Source organism: Apibacter adventoris (genome assembly GCF_002964965.1).
Classification (GTDB): Bacteria; Bacteroidota; Bacteroidia; order Flavobacteriales; family Weeksellaceae; genus Apibacter; species Apibacter adventoris.
In genome coordinates this window covers 168,233-189,088 of record NZ_PSZN01000023.1, presented here as the reverse complement: position 1 = coordinate 189,088, position 20,856 = coordinate 168,233, and the positions used below count along the sequence as shown (strand labels likewise).

General features: G+C 30.9%; 17 protein-coding genes. 15 read left to right on the top strand and 2 right to left on the bottom strand.

Annotation, left to right across the window (positions count from 1 at the left end):
* Nucleotides 1–15 precede the first annotated feature (15 nt).
* The 6 genes from C4S76_RS10535 (at nucleotide 16) to rplT (ending at nucleotide 5,664) form a co-directional block, all read left to right on the top strand.
* The gene (locus C4S76_RS10535; RefSeq protein WP_105194425.1) at nucleotides 16–1,353 is read left to right on the top strand and encodes a dihydroorotase; all 1,338 of its coding nucleotides are present in this window, start codon (nucleotides 16–18) and stop codon (nucleotides 1,351–1,353) included.
* A 44-nt stretch (nucleotides 1,354–1,397) separates the two neighbouring features.
* Nucleotides 1,398–1,883 carry a Cys-tRNA(Pro) deacylase gene (ybaK, locus tag C4S76_RS10530; protein ID WP_105194424.1) on the top strand — a complete coding sequence of 162 codons (486 nt, stop codon included), beginning with the start codon at nucleotides 1,398–1,400 and terminating at the stop codon, nucleotides 1,881–1,883.
* Between the two features lie 588 nt (nucleotides 1,884–2,471).
* Nucleotides 2,472–4,394: a threonine--tRNA ligase gene (gene thrS / locus C4S76_RS10525; protein WP_105194423.1), complete on the top strand. Its 1,923-nt coding sequence runs from the start codon at nucleotides 2,472–2,474 to the stop codon at nucleotides 4,392–4,394.
* 48 nt (nucleotides 4,395–4,442) lie between these two features.
* On the top strand, nucleotides 4,443–4,961 hold the full coding sequence (gene infC / locus C4S76_RS10520; RefSeq protein ID WP_105194422.1) for a translation initiation factor IF-3: 519 nt from the start codon (nucleotides 4,443–4,445) through the stop codon (nucleotides 4,959–4,961).
* A gap of 54 nt (nucleotides 4,962–5,015) precedes the next feature.
* Complete coding sequence (rpmI, locus tag C4S76_RS10515; RefSeq protein ID WP_105194421.1) at nucleotides 5,016–5,213, top strand: 50S ribosomal protein L35; 198 nt, start codon at nucleotides 5,016–5,018, stop codon at nucleotides 5,211–5,213.
* Nucleotides 5,214–5,316: 103 nt separating this feature from the next.
* Nucleotides 5,317–5,664, top strand: coding sequence for a 50S ribosomal protein L20 (gene rplT, locus C4S76_RS10510; RefSeq protein WP_105194420.1), 348 nt, complete (start codon nucleotides 5,317–5,319; stop codon nucleotides 5,662–5,664).
* Nucleotides 5,665–5,925: 261 nt separating this feature from the next.
* Here the strand turns inward: rplT and dnaB are convergent, their stop codons facing one another.
* On the bottom strand, nucleotides 5,926–7,479 hold the full coding sequence (gene dnaB, locus C4S76_RS10505) for a replicative DNA helicase (protein ID WP_105194419.1): 1,554 nt from the start codon (nucleotides 7,477–7,479) through the stop codon (nucleotides 5,926–5,928).
* 240 nt (nucleotides 7,480–7,719) lie between these two features.
* Between dnaB and dapB the strand changes: the two genes are divergently transcribed.
* From dapB to C4S76_RS10460, 9 genes are all read left to right on the top strand, one after another.
* On the top strand, nucleotides 7,720–8,529 hold the full coding sequence (gene dapB, locus C4S76_RS10500; protein ID WP_105194418.1) for a 4-hydroxy-tetrahydrodipicolinate reductase: 810 nt from the start codon (nucleotides 7,720–7,722) through the stop codon (nucleotides 8,527–8,529).
* A gap of 128 nt (nucleotides 8,530–8,657) precedes the next feature.
* Nucleotides 8,658–9,788, top strand: a complete 1,131-nt coding sequence (locus C4S76_RS10495; RefSeq protein WP_105194417.1) for a DNA polymerase III subunit — start codon at nucleotides 8,658–8,660, stop codon at nucleotides 9,786–9,788.
* 265 nt (nucleotides 9,789–10,053) lie between these two features.
* The gene (locus C4S76_RS10490) at nucleotides 10,054–11,376 is read left to right on the top strand and encodes a c-type cytochrome (RefSeq protein WP_105194416.1); all 1,323 of its coding nucleotides are present in this window, start codon (nucleotides 10,054–10,056) and stop codon (nucleotides 11,374–11,376) included.
* Nucleotides 11,377–11,404: 28 nt separating this feature from the next.
* Entirely contained in the window at nucleotides 11,405–14,599 is a 3,195-nt protein-coding gene (locus tag C4S76_RS10485; protein ID WP_105194415.1) for a TAT-variant-translocated molybdopterin oxidoreductase, read from the top strand.
* Nucleotides 14,600–14,616: 17 nt separating this feature from the next.
* Complete coding sequence (gene nrfD, locus C4S76_RS10480; RefSeq protein WP_105194414.1) at nucleotides 14,617–16,017, top strand: NrfD/PsrC family molybdoenzyme membrane anchor subunit; 1,401 nt, start codon at nucleotides 14,617–14,619, stop codon at nucleotides 16,015–16,017.
* On the top strand, nucleotides 16,004–16,546 hold the full coding sequence (locus tag C4S76_RS10475; RefSeq protein WP_105194413.1) for a DUF3341 domain-containing protein: 543 nt from the start codon (nucleotides 16,004–16,006) through the stop codon (nucleotides 16,544–16,546). The genes nrfD and C4S76_RS10475 overlap by 14 nt, the downstream gene beginning before the upstream one ends.
* Entirely contained in the window at nucleotides 16,521–17,201 is a 681-nt protein-coding gene (locus C4S76_RS10470) for a c-type cytochrome (protein WP_105194412.1), read from the top strand. Before C4S76_RS10475 ends, C4S76_RS10470 begins: the two co-directional genes overlap by 26 nt.
* A gap of 4 nt (nucleotides 17,202–17,205) precedes the next feature.
* Entirely contained in the window at nucleotides 17,206–18,546 is a 1,341-nt protein-coding gene (locus tag C4S76_RS10465) for a quinol:cytochrome C oxidoreductase (RefSeq protein WP_105194411.1), read from the top strand.
* A gap of 275 nt (nucleotides 18,547–18,821) precedes the next feature.
* Nucleotides 18,822–19,328, top strand: a complete 507-nt coding sequence (locus C4S76_RS10460) for a hypothetical protein (RefSeq protein WP_245915831.1) — start codon at nucleotides 18,822–18,824, stop codon at nucleotides 19,326–19,328.
* Between the two features lie 107 nt (nucleotides 19,329–19,435).
* On the opposite strand, the gene der is transcribed toward C4S76_RS10460, so the two are convergent.
* A complete protein-coding gene (gene der, locus C4S76_RS10455; protein ID WP_105194410.1) occupies nucleotides 19,436–20,743 on the bottom strand; it encodes a ribosome biogenesis GTPase Der in 1,308 nt (435 codons plus the stop codon).
* Nucleotides 20,744–20,856: the final 113 nt, after the last annotated feature.

Here is a 20,856-nt window from a genome sequence, read left to right as displayed (position 1 = left end):
CTAAATAAGAAAAAAATGATACTTATACACAATGCTACTATCATAAATGAAGACAATTCGGTTAAAGGTTCTGTTTTAATAGAAGATGATCTGATTTCAGAAGTTTATTTAAATGAAAAAGTTCCGGAAGGAATCATAAAAGAAGCTCAAGTTATTGAAGCAGAAGGTCTATGGTTACTTCCCGGAGTAATAGATGATCAAGTACATTTCAGAGAACCGGGGCTTACCCATAAAGGGGATATAGAAACAGAGAGTCGAGCAGCAATTGCCGGAGGAGTAACTTCTTTTATGGAAATGCCAAATACCCTTCCACAAACCGTAACTATAGAAGCGTTAAACAAAAAGTTTGAGTTAGCTTCTCAAAAATCCTATGCAAATTATTCATTTTTTATGGGAGCTACCAATTCAAATATGGAAGAACTCAAAAAGATAAACCCAAAAAAGGTTTGTGGAATTAAAATTTTCATGGGATCATCAACAGGAAATATGTTGGTAGATAACAAAAAAGCATTAGAGACTATTTTTGCAGAAGTAAATATGCTAATAGCTACCCATTGTGAAAAAGAAGAAATTATAAAAGCGAATATTGAAAAATATAAAATAGAATTTGGAGAAAATATCCCAATACCCTATCATCCTTTAATTCGTAGTGAAGAAGCCTGTTATCAATCATCTTCAGAAGCAGTAGAATTAGCTCATAAATATGGAACACGACTTCATGTATTGCATATATCTACAGAAAAAGAATTAAGTCTTTTTGAAAGTAAACCTTTATCAGAAAAAAAAGTAACAGGAGAAGCCTGTGTACATCATTTATGGTTTACTGATGAAGAATATCTAACTATGGGGGCACAAATTAAATGGAATCCGGCAGTAAAAACCCGTAAAGATAGAGATGCCATATTACAGGCGGTAAATCAAGATAAATTAGATGTTATAGCAACTGATCATGCTCCTCATTTGTTAAGTGAAAAACAAGGAGGGTGTTTACAAGCAGCATCAGGAGGACCTTTAATTCAGCATTCCTTACAAGTTATGTTGGAATTAGCAAAAAAAGGAAAAATAACAAAAGAAACAGTAGTGAAAAAAATGAGTCATGCTCCTGCAGATTTATTTCAAGTATATAAAAGAGGCTATATAAAAAAAGGATATTTTGCTGATATGGTATTGATAAATCCAGAAAAACCTTATACAGTAACGCAAGAAAATATTTTATATAAATGTAAATGGTCACCGTTTGAAGGCAATACATTTTCAACTACGATTGAGAAAACTATCTTGAACGGGAAATTAGCTTTTGATAACGGAATAGTTAATGAAGTAAGAGGCAAAGCATTAAAATTTGACAGATAAATAAGTTGTCAAAAAAAAATATAAATGAGTATTCTGTAATTTAAATGAATAAACAAAAGAATCATAAGACAAATGCAGCCAGAATATTAGATAAGGAAAAGATTGCATATGAATTGATTTCTTACGATATTGATGAATCAGATTTAAGTGCACAACATGTTGCTCATTTGTTAGATCAAAATATAGATCAAATATTTAAAACCTTGGTGTTGAAAGGAGATAAAACCGGTTATTTTGTATGCTTAATTCCCGGAAGTAAAGAATTAAATTTAAAACATACGGCTCTAATTTCAGGAAATAAAAACTGCGATTTAATCCCTATAAAAGATTTAATGGGATTAACTGGATATATACGTGGAGGTTGCTCTCCGATAGGAATGAAAAAGCATTTCCATACTTTTATAGATAAAAGTTGTTTAAATTTTGAATATATATTTATAAGTGCCGGACAGAGAGGCTTGCAAATACAAATAAACCCTAGCGATCTCATCCATGTAACTCATGCCAAAACGAGCTTATTGATTATATAATTAAAAAATAATAATTTTTTATTATAATATTAATTATAGATATAATATATAAAATTTAAACATCTCCTAAGTTATTTAAAAAAGACTTAAATTTTAATAGAAAACATTTATGGAAAATTATGAGGAGATTTAATAAATTCTTGAATTTTAGGTAACAGTTAGATAATTATATAAATAGACAATTAATTAATAAAATAAAATGAATTATATTCAGAAATGGCGTAATTGGCTTACATTAATTATGATAAATAAAGTTATCATGATAATAAAATTTTAAAAATTGTTAGAGGGAGTAACTGTAAATTATTTTATAATAAAGATAAAAAAATTGGCATTATAGGGCAGATGAAAGACGTTGGATTCCTATGAATAATGAAAGTAATAGGAAAAAAATGACTTAATTGAACAAGAAATTAATGAAGGAAGCTATTATGTCAGATAGTTAATTTTTCTTATCCTAGAAACTAATTTTTCTTTAAAATTCAACAAAATTATCTTTAATATGTAAATGCATATTAAGTTAGATAGCTGAAAAACAAAATAAATTATTAAAACTTTTGTAAATTTGTACCCTTAAAAAATAGAAGAATGATAAAAATTACCCTTCCAGATGGAAGTGTAAAGGAATTTGAGAATTCCGTTACACCGTTGGATGTAGCCAAAAGTATTTCAGAAGGATTGGCTAGAAATACAATTTCTGCATTAGTAGATGGTAAACAAGTAGAAGTTACCACCCCGATAACGGCAGATGCAACGGTTCAATTACTTACCTGGAATGATGATTTAGGTAAAAAAGCATTTTGGCATTCTTCTGCCCATTTATTAGCACAGGCTATAATGGAATATTATCCCAGTGCAAAATTAACAATAGGTCCGGCTATAGAAAACGGATTTTATTATGATGTAGATTTTGGAGGGGAAGCTTTTTCAGAAAAAGATTTCGAAAAAATTGAGAAAAAAATGCTTGAAAACGCTAAAAAGGATTCTTCATTTAGATTATATCCTGTTAGCAAGAAAGATGCATTACAAGAATATAAAAATAACGAATATAAGACAGAATTAATAGAAAATCTCGAAGATGGAACTATTACATTCTGTACACATGATAATTTTACTGACTTATGTAGAGGAGGTCATATACCATCAACAGGAATTGTAAAAGCAGTAAAAGTTTTAAATGCAGCCGGAGCATATTGGAGAGGAGACGAAAAAAATAAACAATTGGTAAGAGTGTATGGAATAACCTTTCCTAAACAAAAAGATCTTACCGAGTATCTAGAAAGGATAGAAGAAGCTAAAAAAAGAGATCACCGTAAATTAGGTAAAGAATTAGGTTTATTTACCTTTTCAGAAAAAGTAGGAGCGGGACTTCCTTTATGGTTGCCTAAAGGGGCTAAATTGCGCCAAAAACTAATAGACTTTTTAGGAGCAGCCCAACAAAAAGCAGGATATGAAATTGTAGCGACTCCCCATATAGGACATAAAGATTTATATGTTACCAGTGGACATTATGATAAATATGGAGCAGATAGTTTTCAACCTATTAAAACTCCAAATGAAGGAGAAGAATTTTTATTAAAACCCATGAATTGTCCGCATCATTGCGAAATTTATCGCTCAGCACCTTGGTCATATAAAGATTTACCGAAAAGATTTGCTGAATTTGGAACTGTATATCGTTATGAACAAAGCGGTGAATTACATGGGCTGACCAGAGTTAGAGGGTTCACTCAGGATGATGCGCATATATTCTGTACTCCCGATCAATTAATTGGAGAATTTGAAAAGGTAATAGATTTAGTATTATATACATTTAAATCTTTAGGATTTGAAAATTTTACCGCTCAGGTATCATTAAGAGATAAAGAAAATAAAGAAAAATATATCGGGACAGATGAAAATTGGGAGAAAGCAGAAAATGCAATTAAACAAGCCGCTGAAAGTAAAAATCTTCCAACCGTTATAGAATATGGAGAAGCTGCTTTTTACGGTCCTAAGCTTGATTTTATGGTAAAAGATGCTTTAGGAAGAAGTTGGCAATTAGGAACAATACAGGTAGATTATAATCTTCCTGAAAGATTTGATTTACATTATATAGGTCCAGATAATGAAAAACATAGACCGGTAATGATACATAGAGCTCCATTTGGATCTTTAGAAAGGTTTGTTGCTATTCTCCTAGAACATACCGGAGGAGATTTGCCTCTATGGTTAAGCCCGGAACCATTTATTATAATTCCTATTAGTGAAAAATATACAGTTTATGCAAAAAAAGTTTTGAATTTAATGGAAAATTCAGATATTTGCGGACGGATTGATGAGCGTAACGAAAAGACTGGTAAAAAGATACGTGATGCGGAAATTAATAAAATCCCTTATATGTTTATAGTGGGAGAGAAAGAAGAAGAATCAGGAACTGTATCTATTCGAAAAAGAGGAGAGGGAGATTTAGGAACTCTTTCTTTAGAAGAAGCAGTAAGAATGATGAAAAAAGTAACAGATAAACCTTAAAATTTATATACCATAGCACTTAACAGAAATAATCCAAGAGGGAGATACATCCCAAGGAAACAGGAAGCAGAACATAAAATCAATAATTTTATTGATGTTCCCGAAGTACGAATAGTAGGTGAAAATGTAACTCAAGGAGTATATCCTATAAAAGAGGCTCTTAAAATTGCTGAAGATTTAGAATTAGATTTAGTTTTGATTACTGCTACGGCTAACCCACCTGTTTGTCGTGTTATAGATTACAAAAAGTTCTTATATGAGCAAAAAAAGAAGCAAAAAGAACTAAAATCTAAACAATCTAAGGTAGTTGTAAAAGAAATTAGATTTGGTCCTCAAACAGATGAACATGACTATGAATTTAAGAAAAAACATGCTCAAAAATTTTTAGAAGAAGGATCTAAATTAAAAGCCTATGTTTTCTTTAAAGGAAGATCTATAATTTTTAAAGATCAAGGTCAGATTTTATTATTAAAATTGGCACAAGAATTAGAAGAATGGGGGAAGGTTGAACAAATGCCTAAATTAGAAGGAAAACGGATGATTATGATGATGTCTCCTAAAAAATAAAATTTATTTTTAAAAGATTTAAATATATTTAATAACGAAGTAAAAAATAAGAAAATGCCTAAATTAAAAACAAAATCAGGTGCAAAAAAGCGTTTTTCACTTACCGGAACAGGTAAAATTAAAAGAAAACACGCTTTCAAAAGACACAATTTAAGTAAAAGAACTACTAAAGCAAAAAGAAATCTAACTTATGTAACTATAGTAGAAAGTGTAGACGAAAAGAGTGTTAAAAGACAATTATTACTTAAATAAGAATATCTAAATATTCTGGTTTATTAACAAAAAGTTTAACCCTGAATTGGAGCATTAGAAGAGAAATTTATATTTCCGCCCAATTTAAAAAAAACAAAAATTTATGCCAAGATCAGTCAATGCAGTAGCGTCTAGAGCGCGAAGAAAAAGAGTCTTAAAACTAGCAAAAGGTTATTACGGACGAAGAAAAAATGTTTGGACAGTTGCTAAAAATGCAGTTGAAAAAGCATTAGGATATGCCTATGTAGGTAGAAAACAGAAGAAAAGAAATTTTAGAGCATTATGGATTCAGAGAATTAATGCCGGAACAAGACAACAAGGACTTTCTTATTCCAAATTTATGGGCTTGTTAAAAGCACATAATATAGAACTAAACAGAAAAGTATTAGCAGATTTAGCTATGAATCATCCTGAAGCGTTTAAAGCTGTTGTGGATGCTGTTAAAAAATAATTTAAATAATTTTCGTTATTAAATAAAAACTCACTTAAAAAAGTGAGTTTTTTATTTGTATTTTTTAATTTACCATTGAAAGTAGCTTAAACAAAAATCACAGCTATAGATCGGACTAAATTTTTATATTAATAACTAACCGAGTTTTTATAAAATTCAATAATACACATACATTTATTTTAATAAAAAATCTATTTAAGAGATTTTTTTCTTTTTATAAAATACAATGAATAAGCAAACGAGAAGTATATTTATATAATTTTAAAAAGGCATATCCGAATCCTCATCATATAGAGTATCTTCAATTCCAAAAGAGTCTGATGGATTTACAGAAGGAAGATTTATAGAACTTTCAAAAGAGCTTTCATCATTAATTCTACTCTCAAATGTAGCGGAATTATTTTCTTCCGTTGCGTAATATTCATCATCAAGATCGGAAAATTTAGCTTGAGAACTCGTAAATTTTAAACGCACATCTTCTAAAGCCCCGTTTCTATGTTTAGCAATAATAAATTCTGCTTGTCCTGCGCAAGGAGCACCATCTTCCCAAGTTTCTAATTTATAATATTCAGGACGGTATATAAAAGTAACAATATCTGCATCTTGCTCAATAGCACCTGATTCCCTAAGGTCTGATAACAAAGGTTTTTTACTACCTCCTCGGGTTTCAACCGAACGGGATAGTTGAGATAAAGCAATTACCGGTATTTCTAATTCTTTAGCTATAGCTTTCAAAGACCGAGAAATTGTAGCAATTTCCTGTTCTCGGTTGCCTATTCCCTTTCCTCCAGCAGTCATAAGTTGTAAATAATCAATCATAATAATTTTTACACCATGTTGAGAAACCAATCTTCTCGCTTTTGCTCTTAAATCAAATACGGAAATTCCTGGGGAATCATCAATAAAAATAGGGGCTTTTTCCAACTTATTTACCCGGGAGTATAATTGCTGCCATTCCAATTCAGAAAGATTAGCCTTTCGTAACTTTTCAGATTCTATTCCTGTTTCACTTGAAATCATTCTCATCATAAGTTGTTCTGCAGACATTTCCAGTGAAAAAATCCCAATTGGGTTTTCTGAATTGATTGCTATGTTTCTTGCCATAGATAAAATGAATGCAGTTTTACCCATTCCGGGTCTGGCGGCAATGATGATTAAATCCGAGGATTGCCAGCCGGCAGTTATCTTATCAACATTCTTAAACCCTGAAGGAATTCCACTCATACCTTGTTTCGATTCAAGAGATTTTATTTTTTTTAATGCATTAGATACAAGGTTTTTAGCTTCATTAAAGGTTCTTTTTAAAGTTCCATTTGTAATTTCATACAATTGACTTTCAGAATAATCTAAAAGATCAAAGACATCAGAAGTTTCATCGTAAGATTTCTCAATCATATTAGAAGATATCTCAATTAGCTTTCGTAAAATATATTTTTCTAGAATAATACGAGCATGATATTCAATATGGGCAGAAGAGGATACTTTATTGGAAAGCTGAATCAAATTAAAATCACCACCGGCGGCATCAAGAGTTCCTTTAGATCGAAGTTTATTGGAAATAGTAAGAATATCTATAGGTTCAGTTTCTTTGAATAAGTCTTCTATTGCCTCATATATTAACTGATGTTCTTTCTTATAAAAAACTTCAGGAGATAAAATATCTATAATTTCATCCAATCCTTTTTTATCAATCATCATGGCTCCCAATACTGCTTCCTCTAAGTCTATAGCTTGAGGTGGAAGTTTCCCTTTTTCTAAATTAATGATTCTGTTAGACTTAGTGAAATTGTTTGATTTTGATTCTAGTTGTTCCATTAGATTTCAAAATTATACAAAAATTAGATGGGAAACACATCCTTTTTTAAACATTTTTCTTTCCTTTAAGATACTAAATAAAGAAGGGTTATTAACAAAATATTGTTAATTATTTTAAAAATAATAAATATAGTTTTAAAATTCTTAGATTAAGAGTATGTATTTCTAAACATTAGAAATAAATAAATCTTAAAATTTATAACATAACTAAGTATATTTATATTTGTTAAAAATCAAAAAATGAAAATTAGAGTGTGTATTGCAGGTGCTACCGGTTGGGCAGGAGCAGCCTTAAGCAGAGGAGTTATCGCAGATAATGGATTGGAATTAGTTTCTGGGATATCTAGAAAATCAAGTGGAGAAAATCTATCAGAAATATTACGAGTAAAGTTTCATTATATTCCAGTATTGAGTACTGTAGAAGAAGCTTTATCTCAGGTAAAATGTGATGTATTAGTAGAGTTTACTCATCCTGAAATTGCTAAGCATAATGTTATAACCGCTTTAGAGAAAGGAGTAAACGTCGTAATTGGGACTTCTGGATTAACAGAAGAAGATTATTCAGAAATTGAAAAAATTGCTAATAAAAATAAATGTTCAGTTTTAGCTGTTGGGAATTTTGCCATTACGGTAGTTTTACTCCAAAAATTTTCCGAAATAGCAGCTAAATTTATTCCTAATTTTGAAATCATAGATTATGCAGATCAGAATAAAGTAGATTCTCCCAGTGGTTCTGCATTTGAGTTAGCAAACAGATTATCAAAAATTCAACCTCCTGTTGAAACAGTCTCGGAAGACCGTATGGTAGGTCCAAAAGATGCCCGAGGAACAAAAATAAATGGAGTAAGGGTACATTCTTTAAGATTACCCAGTTATATAATTTCATTAGAATCCGTTTTTGGTTTAAATGATGAGCGTTTAACTATTAGACATGATTCGGGAGCCGGAGCAGAGCCCTATGTTAAAGGTGGAATTCTAGCAATAAAGAAAGTAAATTCATTTAAAGGATTGAAAAGAGGGTTAGATTCTGTTATGGACTTAACTATATAAAAGTAAAACGTAATGTGTGTTAAAAATAAAATAAACTATTTCAGTGCAATTTTAAAGTGGGTATTATTTAAACATAAGTAGTATCCATGATATATTAACTAAAGAAATTATTCTTTACTTTTGTTCTTATGAAATGGGAGGAAGTTATAGGACAGGATCTGATAAAACAGCAATTAAAAGATTCAATTCAAAAGAATAGAATAAGCCATGCTCAGCTCTTTATAGGTAAATCAGGTTATGGAGTATTACCTTTAGTGTTGGCCTATGCCTCTGAAATTTTATGTAAAGATTCCCAATCTTGTTATAAGCAGGTTTCATCATTGCAACATCCGGATCTTTTTTTTTCATTTCCTACTATAAATAATGCGACTGAAAAAAAAGAAGCAGTAAGTAAAGATTATATAACAAAATTTAGGGAATTTATAACAGAAAACCCATATCAATCTATAAATCAATGGTATGAATTTTTGGGTGAAGACAAAAAACAAGGTTTTATTTCCGTAAAAGAAATTGAAAATATTTTTGAGAAATTAAATCTTAAAAGTTTTGAAGGTGGATATAAAATTCAGATTATTTGGATGATGGAAACAATGCGGACGGAAGCTGCCAATAAACTATTAAAAATATTAGAAGAACCTCCAACTCAAACTATTTTTTTATTGATTACAGAAGATGAAAGCAAAATACTTCCAACCATTTTATCCAGATGTCAGGCAGTCAAAATTAATAGAATAGAAGAAAAAGAAATAACAAAGGGTTTAAAGGATAAATATTCCTTATCTGAAGATGAAATAAATAAAATTTCAACAAAAGTTGAAGGGGATTGGAATTTGGCTGTCGCTTTACAAAAAAATAATGAATTACAAGAAGAATTTGAAAGATATTTTATTCAATGGAATAGGGCAGCAGTTATGGCGCCCAAACAACCCGTTTATCTAAAGCAAATTGTAGAATGGTCTATTGAAATATCTGGTTGGGGTAGAGAAAAGCAAAAAACATTCCTTCAATTTTGTACTGAAATTTTTAGACAAGCTCTTTTAGAAAATTATGCTTCAAATATTTTAGTTAATACTCCTTTAACATATAAAAATTTTAAATGGCAAAGTTTTAGTCAATTTGTACATGGCAATAATATTGAAGATATAATTAATGAAATAAATAAAGCCTATTTTCATATTGAAAGAAATGGTAATCCTAAAATAATTTTTCTGGATATGGGAGTAAAATTAACGAGATATTTAGCCAGAAAAAAAGATTGATTGCAAACTTTTCAAGTATGATTATTGTCATGTTTTAGTGTTTGTGAATTCTTGTGTAAATCGTGTTTTTTTTAATTAATAGTCTAGTATACAGCAACATACGTCGTTTTTTTATTTAGAATTGTTATAAATTAAAACCTTGTTAATTATATATATCGAAAAAGGTTTGGTGATAAACATCATATTTATATTTTTGCAATAGTCTCATATTTATGAGATGGTATTAAAGATATAAAGAAGTTTCATTCAATTGAAATCAATTATTATGAATAAAATTATAGCAGTATGTATGCTGGCTCTTTTCACCGGTCTTTTAGTTTTTGGACAAGAAGGGAATGCTCAAAATGGGGAGAAGTTATTTAAAGCAAATTGTGCAGCTTGCCACGCTTTAGATAAAAAACTTACCGGACCGGCACTTAAAGGTATTGTTACTACTTTAAGTGCAGAAGGAGCAGATAAAGAATGGGTTCATAAGTGGATTATGAACAATGAAGCCTTAAGAAAGAGTGGAGATAAGCGCGCAAATAAAATCTTTGAAGAATATAACCGAACTGCAATGGACGTTTTTGAAGGAAGGTTATCAGACAAAGATATTGATGATATTTTAGCCTATACAGAAAATCCTCCTGCTCCGGAAGAGCCTAAAGAACAGCAAGCAGTAACTGCCACTCAAGATGATTCTTCAAACTCAATTTATATTTTTGTATCCTTTGCTTCCATAGGAATTATTTTGCTTTTTACCTTATATAAAGTAAACCAATTAGTACGACTAAAAACAAAAGGTATTGTCTTAAATGAGTTACAAGCTACGAGAATTAAATCACTTTCTCAATTCTACAATAAATACAAAGGATTTTCATATTTCTTAATAACTCTCTTATTAGCGTTATCGTTGTATGGAGTTTGGGCATGGTTAATGGGGATTGGAGTAGATAAAGGTTATGAACCTGAACAACCCATTTATTTTTCCCATAGAATACATGCGGGAGAAAATAAAATTGATTGTCAATTATGCCATTCAGGAGCAAAATACGGTAAAGTATCAGAAATCCCTTCATTAAGTGTATGTATGAATTGTCACAGAAATATTAGTGAATATACAGGAAAATATATAGAACCGGGTAAATCTAAAGAATTCTATACTTCAGAAATAAAAAAAATATATCAACATATTGGATGGGATGAAGACAAACAAGCCTATACAGGAAAGCAAATTCCTGTAAAATGGGAAAGAATACATAATATGCCGGATTTTGTTTACTTTAATCACTCTCAACACGTAGTAGCTGGAGAGAAAACAATTATCGCAGATTATAACAAAAAACATCCGAATCAGCCTATAGATGTTGTGTGTAAGGCTTGTCATGGTGCTATAGATACAATGAACGTAGTAAAAATGGCAAATGATTTTACCATGGGATGGTGTTTAGATTGTCACAGAACGACAGAAGTAGACATGAACAATGGATATAATGCTGCTTACTTTAATAAGCTTCATGAAAAACTGAAAAAAGAGTATGGTGAAGATAAATCTAAAATTACAGTAGATGCAATCGGAGGATTGGAGTGTGGTAAATGTCATTATTAATATCAATTAAAATCATTAGAAGATCGATATGGCTTCAAAAGATAAAATAAAATTTAGAAGTTTAGAAGAATTAAAAGATCCTTCAATAACAGAAAAAATAGCAAGAAATGAATTTGCAGAAGAACTTCCTATTGATGAATTTTTAGGAGATGATAAAGCAATGTTTTCAACTAAAACATCAAGAAGAGATTTTTTAAAATTCTTGGGTTTTGGTACAGCAGCAGTGACATTAGCAGCTTGTGAAGCTCCGGTTATAAAATCTGTGCCTTATGTAGTGAAACCCGAAGGAATTATTCCGGGTGTGCCTAATTACTATGCCTCTACTTTATTTGATGGTTTTGATTTTGCAAGTGTATTAGTAAAAACCAGAGAGGGTAGGCCTATTAAAATAGAAAGCAACACTCAATCAAAATTATTTGGAGGAACAAGCGCTAGAGCACAAGCTTCCGTTTTATCTTTATATGATAATAACAGAGCTAAAGGGCCAAAATTGAATGGAGAAGATACAAATTGGAATACTCTTGATAACTATGTAAAAAAAGGGTTACAAGAATCAAAGAATACAGGTAAAAAAATTATTATACTTACACCCTCTTTACCTTCACCGTCAACAAAAAAAATAATAGACGAATTCAAATCAGTATATCCAACATCCGAACATATAATTTATGATGCATTATCTTATTCACCTGCTTTAGATGCAGCTCAAGAAGTTTACGGAGTAAGAGCATTGCCTTTATATGATTTGACCAAAGCAGAATTACTGGTATCTTTTGGAGCTGACTTTTTAAATGATTGGAATGCTGGACATTTAGAATCAGATTATACAAAAGCTAAAACTCCGGGTTCAACTATGCTAAGACACATACAAGTAGAATCTAATCTTAGTTTATCCGGGGCTAATTCCGATCAAAGAATTCCATTAAAACCTTCAGCCGTTCAAAAATTATTAGCAGAAGTTTATAAAGGTTTAGATGGATCTATAGTTAGCAAACAAGCTCAAAATATAATTAAAGAGTTAAAATCTAAAGGTTCCAAAGCAGTAGTTTTTGCAGAAGGAAGTAAATCATCTTATGTTTTAGCTTATTTAATAAACCAAAAATTAGGATCAGAAGCCGTAAGAAAAGATAAAGTTATTTTAGTTAAAGAATCTGATGACCAAAAATTTAAAGAATTTATTTCTTGGTTATCCTCAGGCCAAGTGGGAGTATTATTAAACTTTAATACTAATCCTGTATATTCATATTCAGAAAGTGAAAAATTAGCTACCCTGATATCTAAAGTTCCATATTCTGTTTCTTTAACAGAATATGAGAATGAAACAGCAATAAATACAAAATCTTTAGCTCCAGTTCCTCATTGGTTGGAATCATGGGGCGATTTACAACCTGCAACAGGAGTGTATTTATTATCACAGCCAACTATACAAAGAATTTTTGATACAAGACAATTTCAAGATTCTTTATTGATATGGAAAAAAGAAAGCATTCCAAATGGAAATGTTTTTGTATCTAATTCACAAAATGTAGCAGTAAAAGATTCAACAACTGTAGCTTCAACAGATTCCATAAAAGTTGGGGAGGCATCCGACTATACTCCCAATAATTCAGAATATGTCAGTACTACTGCTACACCAGTACAAACAAATGCATATTACAATTATTTAAAACAGTATTGGCAAAATCAATTAGGGGTGGCATTAGGGTATAGTTTTAATCAAGCATTGTATAATGGATACAATGAAACAACGGAAACTATTTCATTAAATCAATCCGGAGGAGATGCCCAACAGGCTTTGAATGATATAGAAGCTATAAAAGAAGGGGCATTAGAATTAAATTTATATACAAATACTGGCATAGGTGACGGTACACAAGCAAATAATCCATGGTTACAAGAGCTGCCCGACCCAATTACAAGATTAGCATGGGATAATTATATAACTATTTCTAAAGAAGATTCTGCTAAAATTGGAATAGTTAATAAAATGAATGGAAGAATGCAATTAGACGGGTCATTAGCAGATTTAACTGTAAATGGTAAGATCATTAAAAATATACCTGTTTTTATACAACCGGGACAAGCTAAGGGGTCTATTGGTCTAGCTTTAGGCTACGGACAAGCCAAATCTGGAAAAGTTGGACAAACTGGAATTAATGCTTACCCTGCCTATTTATCTTCAAGTTTTATTCAGTATAATAATATAACATTAAAGATAACCGGAGAAATGTACGAATTTGCTTCTATGCAAATGCAAGGAACTTTAATGGGAAGATATGAGATAGCAAGAGAAATTCCTTTGCAGACATATTTAGAAAAAGACTCCAAAGAATGGAATAAACCTATTAAGATCAATACATATGTAGGAGAAATGCCGATAGGTAAAGTCGATTTATGGAGAGATTATGATAGCAGTGATGGACATCATTTTAATTTATCTGTAGATCTTAATATATGTACAGGTTGTGGTGCCTGTGTTATTGCATGCCAGGCAGAAAACAATGTTCCTGTTGTAGGAAAAGAAGAAATGCGAATGTCTAGAGATATGTATTGGTTACGTATTGACAGATATTATTCAGCTAAGAAAAAAATAGAACAAGAAGAAGAAATTATAGAAAATTTAGATCAGGTACCAATGTACAAAGATCTGATTGAACCCGATACAAGCAATCCGGATGTAATTTTCCAACCGGTTATGTGCCAACATTGTAATCATGCACCTTGTGAAACAGTATGCCCTGTAGCAGCTACTTCTCATGGTAAACAAGGACAAAATCAAATGGCTTATAATAGATGTGTAGGTACCCGTTATTGTGCTAATAACTGTCCATACAAAGTAAGACGATTTAATTGGCTTAATTATGCCTTAAATCCTAAATTTGATTATAATATGAATAATGATTTAGGAAGAATGGTACTTAATCCTGATGTAGTAGTACGTTCAAGAGGAGTAATGGAGAAATGTTCTTTATGTATCCAGATGACTCAGGCTACGATTTTAGATGCTAAAAAAGAAGGAAGAAGAGTAGAAGATGGAGAATTTCAGGTTGCTTGCTCCAAAGCTTGTTCCAGTGGTGCAATTAAATTTGGAGATGTTAATGACCCACATTCAGAAATCGTTAAATTATCTAAAGATAAGAGAAAGTATGTATTATTAGAAGATGTAGGAACCAAACCTAACGTATTCTATCAATATAAAGTTAGAAATAGAAAAGAATCATAAAATTTAAGAAAGTTACTATGTCAGGACATTACGAAGCGCCTATTCGAGAACCGTTAATTTTAGGAGAAAAATCCTATCATGACATTACAGAAGACATTGCTAGGCCTATAGAAAGCAAAGCAGGTAAACTTTGGTGGTTTGCTTTCTATATTGCCTTAGTTGCATTTATATACGGAGTAGGTTGTATCGCCTATACAATTGGGACAGGAATTGGTGTATGGGGGTTAAATAGAACTATCAACTGGGGTTGGGATATTACTAATTTCGTGTGGTGGGTAGGTATAGGACATGCAGGAACTTTAATTTCTGCCGTTCTTCTACTTTTCCGACAAAAGTGGAGAATGTCTATTAATCGTTCTGCAGAAGCTATGACTATTTTCGCAGTTGTTCAGGCGGCACTTTTTCCTTGTATTCATATGGGACGTATTTGGCTGGCTTATTTTGTATTTCCAATACCCAATCAATTCGGATCTTTGTGGACCAACTTTAATTCCCCTTTATTATGGGATGTATTTGCAATTAGTACCTATTTTTCTGTTTCTGTAGTGTTTTGGTATATTGGTTTAATTCCTGATTTTGCAATGGTTAGAGATAGAGCAATAAAACCGGTTACTAAGAAAATATATAATATTTTAAGTTTTGGATGGGGTGGTAAAGCTAAACATTGGCAAAGATTTGAGGAAATTTCTTTAGTATTAGCCGGATTAGCAACTCCATTAGTATTTTCAGTGCATACTATCGTGTCATTTGACTTTTCTACTGCAGTAATCAAAGGTTGGCATTCTACAGTTTATCCTCCATATTTCGTAGCCGGAGCAGTTTTTTCAGGATTTGCTATGGTTCAAACCTTAATGAGTATTATTAGGAAAGTATGTCATTTAGAAGATTATATTACCCGTAGACATATAGAATATATGAATATAGTAATCGTAGTAACAGGAGGTATGGTAACAGTTGCTTATATTACAGAATTTTTTATAGGATGGTATTCCGGTAGTAGATATGAAGATTTTACTTACTTTTCCATAGGTGCTGCCACAGGTCCTTATTGGTGGGCTTTTTGGTTGCTTATTCTTTGTAATGTTTTAGTCCCTGCAACTTTGTGGATTAAAAAATTGAGAATAAATTTTCTTTGGACTTTTATTGTATCTATAGTTATAAATATAGGTATGTGGTTTGAAAGATTTGATATTATAGTTATTAATTTATCTAGAGATTATTTACCTAGTAGCTGGACTAAATTTGAGCCTTCATTTGTTGATGTGGGTATTTTTTTAGGAACTATAGGATTTTTCTTTGTATTGTATTTATTATACGCTAGAACTTTCCCTGTAATAGCTCAAGCTGAGCTTAAAACAATTTTAAAATCATCTGGAGAAAGTCATAAAAAACATAATTTAGAACATGAGCACCACTAAAAAAATAATATACGGTTTATATGGAGATGATGATCTCCTGTTAGACGGGGTGAAACAGCTTAAGGATAAGGGAATTAAAATCTCTGAGGTTTATACTCCTTTTCCTGTACATGGGTTAGATAAAGCTATGGGATTGAAAGAATCCAGATTATCAGAATGTGCATTTTTTTATGGAGCATTAGGACTTACGGTAGCCTCCTTACTTACATGGTTTACTATGAATCATGATTGGCCTCAAAATATAGGAGGAAAGCCAAGTTTTACATGGGCAGATAATGTACCAGCCTTTATTCCGATTATGTTTGAATTAACGGTGTTTTTTGCAGCTCATCTTATGTCTATTACCTATTTGTTTTTAAATAAACATTATCCGGGACAGAAAGCTCAGAACCCTGATCCAAGAACAACAGATGATAAATTTTTGATAGAATTAGAAAATCAAGATTACGAACAGGTAAAAGAAATTTTAATAGCTACGGGAGTAGAGGAAATTACTGTAAAAAATGTTGAAGATGAAAAAGTTAATTAAATATATTTTAATAACTATTGGTGTATCCTTTGTTATTACTTCATGTAGTAAGAAAAAACCAAGTTTGGTATATTTTCCTGACATGTATTATCCTGTAGCTTATGATCCTTATCAAGAGGCTGTGGTAGCCTATGGAGAACAAAGTTCTACAGTTCCGTTGTTTGCCAATCAAGATGGGAGGACGGCTTTATCTCCGGTTCCAGGAACAATATCTCAAAATTCTGATGGTGTGCTGCCAATGGATTTACCCAATACTGCAGAAGGTTATGAGGCTTCAAAATTAATTAAAATCTCTCCTTTAAATCCTGCAAATAGAGTAAAAGATTTAGCTAGAGGAAAAGATTTATTTAATAAAACTTGCGCAGCATGTCATGGTACATCGGGAGATGGTCAAGGAAATATTGTACAGTCAGGAGCTTATTCAGGAGTTCCGGCCTATAAAGACAGAGCTTATATTACTGTAGGATCTGTATATTATGTAATAGAACATGGAAGAAATGCAATGGGGTCTTATGCAGGTCAATTGTTACCTGGGGATAGATGGAGAGTTGCTGAATATGTTATAAATGAGTTTGGTGTAAAACAAACACCATCTGAAAATGCTTCTTCTCAAGTAGCCTCTTCAGAATCAACAACACAAAACAATGTAAAATAAAGTTATGAGATATCAATTTTCATCTAGGCTTAAATTAATTTCTGTAATATTAGTTATTATAGGATTGATAACTTTTGGTGTAGGATATTATCAAAATGATCACATAGATATAAAGGAAATAGAAACAATTTTACATAATAATGAGAAAATAGCTAACTCACAACCTATGAACTCTGCCTATATACATGATAAACCTCTTTCTCAAGAGCATATTAATCATGCTTTAGATCAAGTTCATAATAGGCCTTGGGCAGCAATATTTATACCTTTAATGTTATTTTTTGGAATATCTGCTACTGCATTATTTTTCAATGCTATTCAGCATGCAGGACATGCAGGATGGTCAATAGTAATAATACGTGTAATGGAAGGTATAGCTTCTTATTTACCGGTTGGAGGAATATTAATGTTAATTTTTATAATACTTTCTTCATATGGAGGAGAACATGGAGGCTTAAATCATCTGTATCATTGGATGGATCCTTCTTTAACCGATCAATCTTCTCCACATTTTGATTTACTGATAAAATCTAAAGAACCTTTCTTAAACAGACCTTCTTTTGTTATTCGTACATTGATTTATATCTCAGGATGTATATTCTTCTTATTTAAGATCAAATCTTTGACAAAAAAACTAGATGAAACCAAATTATTTTCAGATAATCAAAAAGTTTATAATTGGAGTGTAGGATTTATTGTTTTCTTTGCCTTAGCCTCTGCATGTTGGGCTTGGGATTGGTTAATGTCCATAGACCCTCATTGGTATTCTACATTATATATGTGGTATGCTATGATAAGTTGTTTAGTTTCATCGATAGCAGTAATGATTATTATTTCTGTTTATTTAAATAAAAAAGGAAATTTGCCGGCTTTTAATAATAATCATTTACATGATTTAGCTAAATTTTTATTTGGATTTAGTTTATTATGGTCATATTTATGGTTTTGTCAATATATGCTTTATTGGTATGCAGATGTACCCGAAGAAACCGTTTATTTTTTTGGCAGATACAAATTATATAGTGAAACCTATTTTACTATGTTAATTCCTAATTTGGTTCTCCCTTTCTTAATCCTGGTAAGCAGTAAAGTAAAAAGAAGTTTCGTTATTGTTCCGATAATGGCAGTGATAGTAATTCTTGGACATTATATGGATTTCTTTAATATTATAATGCCAGGTACAGTAGGTGCATATTGGAATTTTGGATTATTAGAAATAGGTTCGTTTTTATTTATATTAGGGTTATTTATTTATACAGTTATGTACTCTATTAGTAAATTAAATCTTGAAGCTAAAGGAAATCCTTATTATCATGAAAGTGAAATTTTTGAATATCCTTTTTAAAAGGTGAAATAATATTTAAATTTTATTTTACAAAAGAGGCTATAGATTTTCTATAGCCTCTTTTATTTTTATAAAAATTAAAATTCAATCAAATATTTATCTTATATATATTTATTAATTGTATATTTGTATCCTATTATGATATAAATATACAATTAATACAATTAAAAATATATAATATTATGATTAAAAGTAAATTATCTTTACTGTTTGCTTCTTTGTTTTTTATAAGTTGCTTAAATTTTGCACATTCACAAATTCAAGAAGGTAACATTATGTGGGGTGGCTCCTTTACTAATATGGATTTTGGTTTGAAAAAGGGACAGTCTTGGAACATTGGGATTACACCAAAAGCAGGCTATTTTATTAAAAATAATTTAGCAGTAGGTGGTTATGGCAAAGTTAATATTAGTAAACAAGGAACCGGAAGTACAACCAAAACAGAATATGGTGTTGGTGCGTTCGGTCGTTACTATGCTAGTAATAAAGATATAAATAATTTATTAAAGCATGGCCGTTTCTTCTTTGAAGCAAATGCAGGTTTTGAAGGCTCTAGTCAAAAACATGAGCCTACAACCAATGGATTTGGATTTGGATTTGGTCCGGGTTACTCCTATTTTATAACTTCTAATGTGGGATTAGAAGCATTGGTTAAGTATGAAGGGCTTACAGGTGGAGGAAACACTGGATATCAACATGATATTACTTTTGCAATAGGATTGCAGGTTTATATTCCATCTTCAAGAGTCAAAAATGCTGTACAAAATCCCAATCAATTATAATTAAGTTTTAAATTATTAATAAAAAGAATTACTTTGTATTTCATGAATAGTCAGAATATTTTTTTCTGACTATTTTTTTTCTGAAATTTTTTCAAGAACGTATGAGCTTATTTTTGCCTAAAATACACTTCAATAGGAACACCTGTAAAATCAAAATTTTTACGTAGTTGATTTTCAATAAATCTTTTATAAGGTTCTTTTATATATTGAGGTAAATTTGCAAAAAAAGCAAATTGAGGTGTATGAGTTGGAAGTTGTGTACAATATTTAATTTTTATATATTTTCCTTTTATACTTGGAGGGGGAGTTGCTTCTATAATAGGAAGCATGATTTCATTTAATTTACTAGTTTTTATTTTTCTATTTCTATTCTCATAAACTCTCATAATATATTCAACAGTTTTATAAACTCTTTGTTTAGTTAAAGCTGACACGAAAATAATAGGTACATCTGTGAATGGGGCTATTTTTGTTCTAATATTATGCTCGAAATGTTTTAATGTGTTAGTTTCTTTTGATACTAAATCCCATTTATTGACTACAATTACAATTCCTTTTCTAGATTTTTGAGCTAAATATAAAATATTTATATCTTGTTTTTCCCATCCTTGTGTAGCATCTACCAATAATACTACTACATCTGAATCTTCAATGGAACGTATTGAACGCATAACAGAATAAAATTCAATGTTTTCATTAACTTTTGTTTTTTTACGTATCCCTGCGGTGTCAATTAAAACAAATTTGTATCCGAATTTATCATATAGAGTTTCTATACTATCTCTCGTCGTTCCAGAAATATCAGTCACTATATTTCTTTCGTTTTCTAATAAAGCATTAGTTAAAGTAGATTTTCCAACATTTGGCCTTCCAACGATAGAAACTCTAGGCAATCCCTCAAAAGGATCAACGTAATTTTCATCTTTAAAAATGTTAACAATATCATCTAATAAATCGCCTGTGCCACTTCCGGTCATACCAGCAATTGTATAATATTTATCAAACCCCAGGCTATAAAATTCCATAGCATCGTTTTCCAGCATAGCATTATCTACTTTATTCACTACTAGAAAAACAGGTTTTGTTGTTCTTCTTAATAAATTGGCTACTTCATAATCCATATCTGTAACTCCTTCTGTCACATCTACTAAAAAAACAATAGCGGAGGCTTCCTCTATAGCAAGTTGAACTTGCTTTCGTATTTCTCCTTCAAAAATGTCTTCAGAACCTGTAATATATCCTCCGGTATCTATAACAGTAAAATCTATACCATTCCAGTCACTTTTACCATAATGGCGATCACGAGTAACACCGGATATACTGTCAACTATAGCTTCTTTTTTTTGTAACAATCGGTTAAATAAAGTGGATTTTCCCACATTAGGTCTACCTACAAGTGCTATTATATTCGCCATATTCAAAAATTTATGCAAATGTAAAGAAAAAGTATAAGATTGATTGTAAATTCCTTAGTGTCTACTATTGTTGGGGGATTAGATTTATAGGGGAAAATGCATAAAGTAATTTA

Excerpts from the sequence above, each read along its gene's own strand:
- C4S76_RS10535 (WP_105194425.1), top strand. The coding sequence starts at position 16 with ATGATACTTATACACAATGCTACTATCATAAATGAAGACAATTCGGTT.
- ybaK (WP_105194424.1), top strand. The coding sequence starts at position 1,398 with ATGAATAAACAAAAGAATCATAAGACAAATGCAGCCAGAATATTAGAT.
- thrS (WP_105194423.1), top strand. The coding sequence starts at position 2,472 with ATGATAAAAATTACCCTTCCAGATGGAAGTGTAAAGGAATTTGAGAAT.
- rpmI (WP_105194421.1), top strand. The coding sequence starts at position 5,016 with ATGCCTAAATTAAAAACAAAATCAGGTGCAAAAAAGCGTTTTTCACTT.
- rplT (WP_105194420.1), top strand. The coding sequence starts at position 5,317 with ATGCCAAGATCAGTCAATGCAGTAGCGTCTAGAGCGCGAAGAAAAAGA.
- dnaB (WP_105194419.1), bottom strand. The coding sequence starts at position 7,479 with ATGGAACAACTAGAATCAAAATCAAACAATTTCACTAAGTCTAACAGA.
- dapB (WP_105194418.1), top strand. The coding sequence starts at position 7,720 with ATGAAAATTAGAGTGTGTATTGCAGGTGCTACCGGTTGGGCAGGAGCA.
- C4S76_RS10495 (WP_105194417.1), top strand. The coding sequence starts at position 8,658 with ATGAAATGGGAGGAAGTTATAGGACAGGATCTGATAAAACAGCAATTA.
- C4S76_RS10490 (WP_105194416.1), top strand. The coding sequence starts at position 10,054 with ATGAATAAAATTATAGCAGTATGTATGCTGGCTCTTTTCACCGGTCTT.
- C4S76_RS10485 (WP_105194415.1), top strand. The coding sequence starts at position 11,405 with ATGGCTTCAAAAGATAAAATAAAATTTAGAAGTTTAGAAGAATTAAAA.
- nrfD (WP_105194414.1), top strand. The coding sequence starts at position 14,617 with ATGTCAGGACATTACGAAGCGCCTATTCGAGAACCGTTAATTTTAGGA.
- C4S76_RS10475 (WP_105194413.1), top strand. The coding sequence starts at position 16,004 with ATGAGCACCACTAAAAAAATAATATACGGTTTATATGGAGATGATGAT.
- C4S76_RS10470 (WP_105194412.1), top strand. The coding sequence starts at position 16,521 with ATGTTGAAGATGAAAAAGTTAATTAAATATATTTTAATAACTATTGGT.
- C4S76_RS10465 (WP_105194411.1), top strand. The coding sequence starts at position 17,206 with ATGAGATATCAATTTTCATCTAGGCTTAAATTAATTTCTGTAATATTA.
- C4S76_RS10460 (WP_245915831.1), top strand. The coding sequence starts at position 18,822 with ATGTGGGGTGGCTCCTTTACTAATATGGATTTTGGTTTGAAAAAGGGA.
- der (WP_105194410.1), bottom strand. The coding sequence starts at position 20,743 with ATGGCGAATATAATAGCACTTGTAGGTAGACCTAATGTGGGAAAATCC.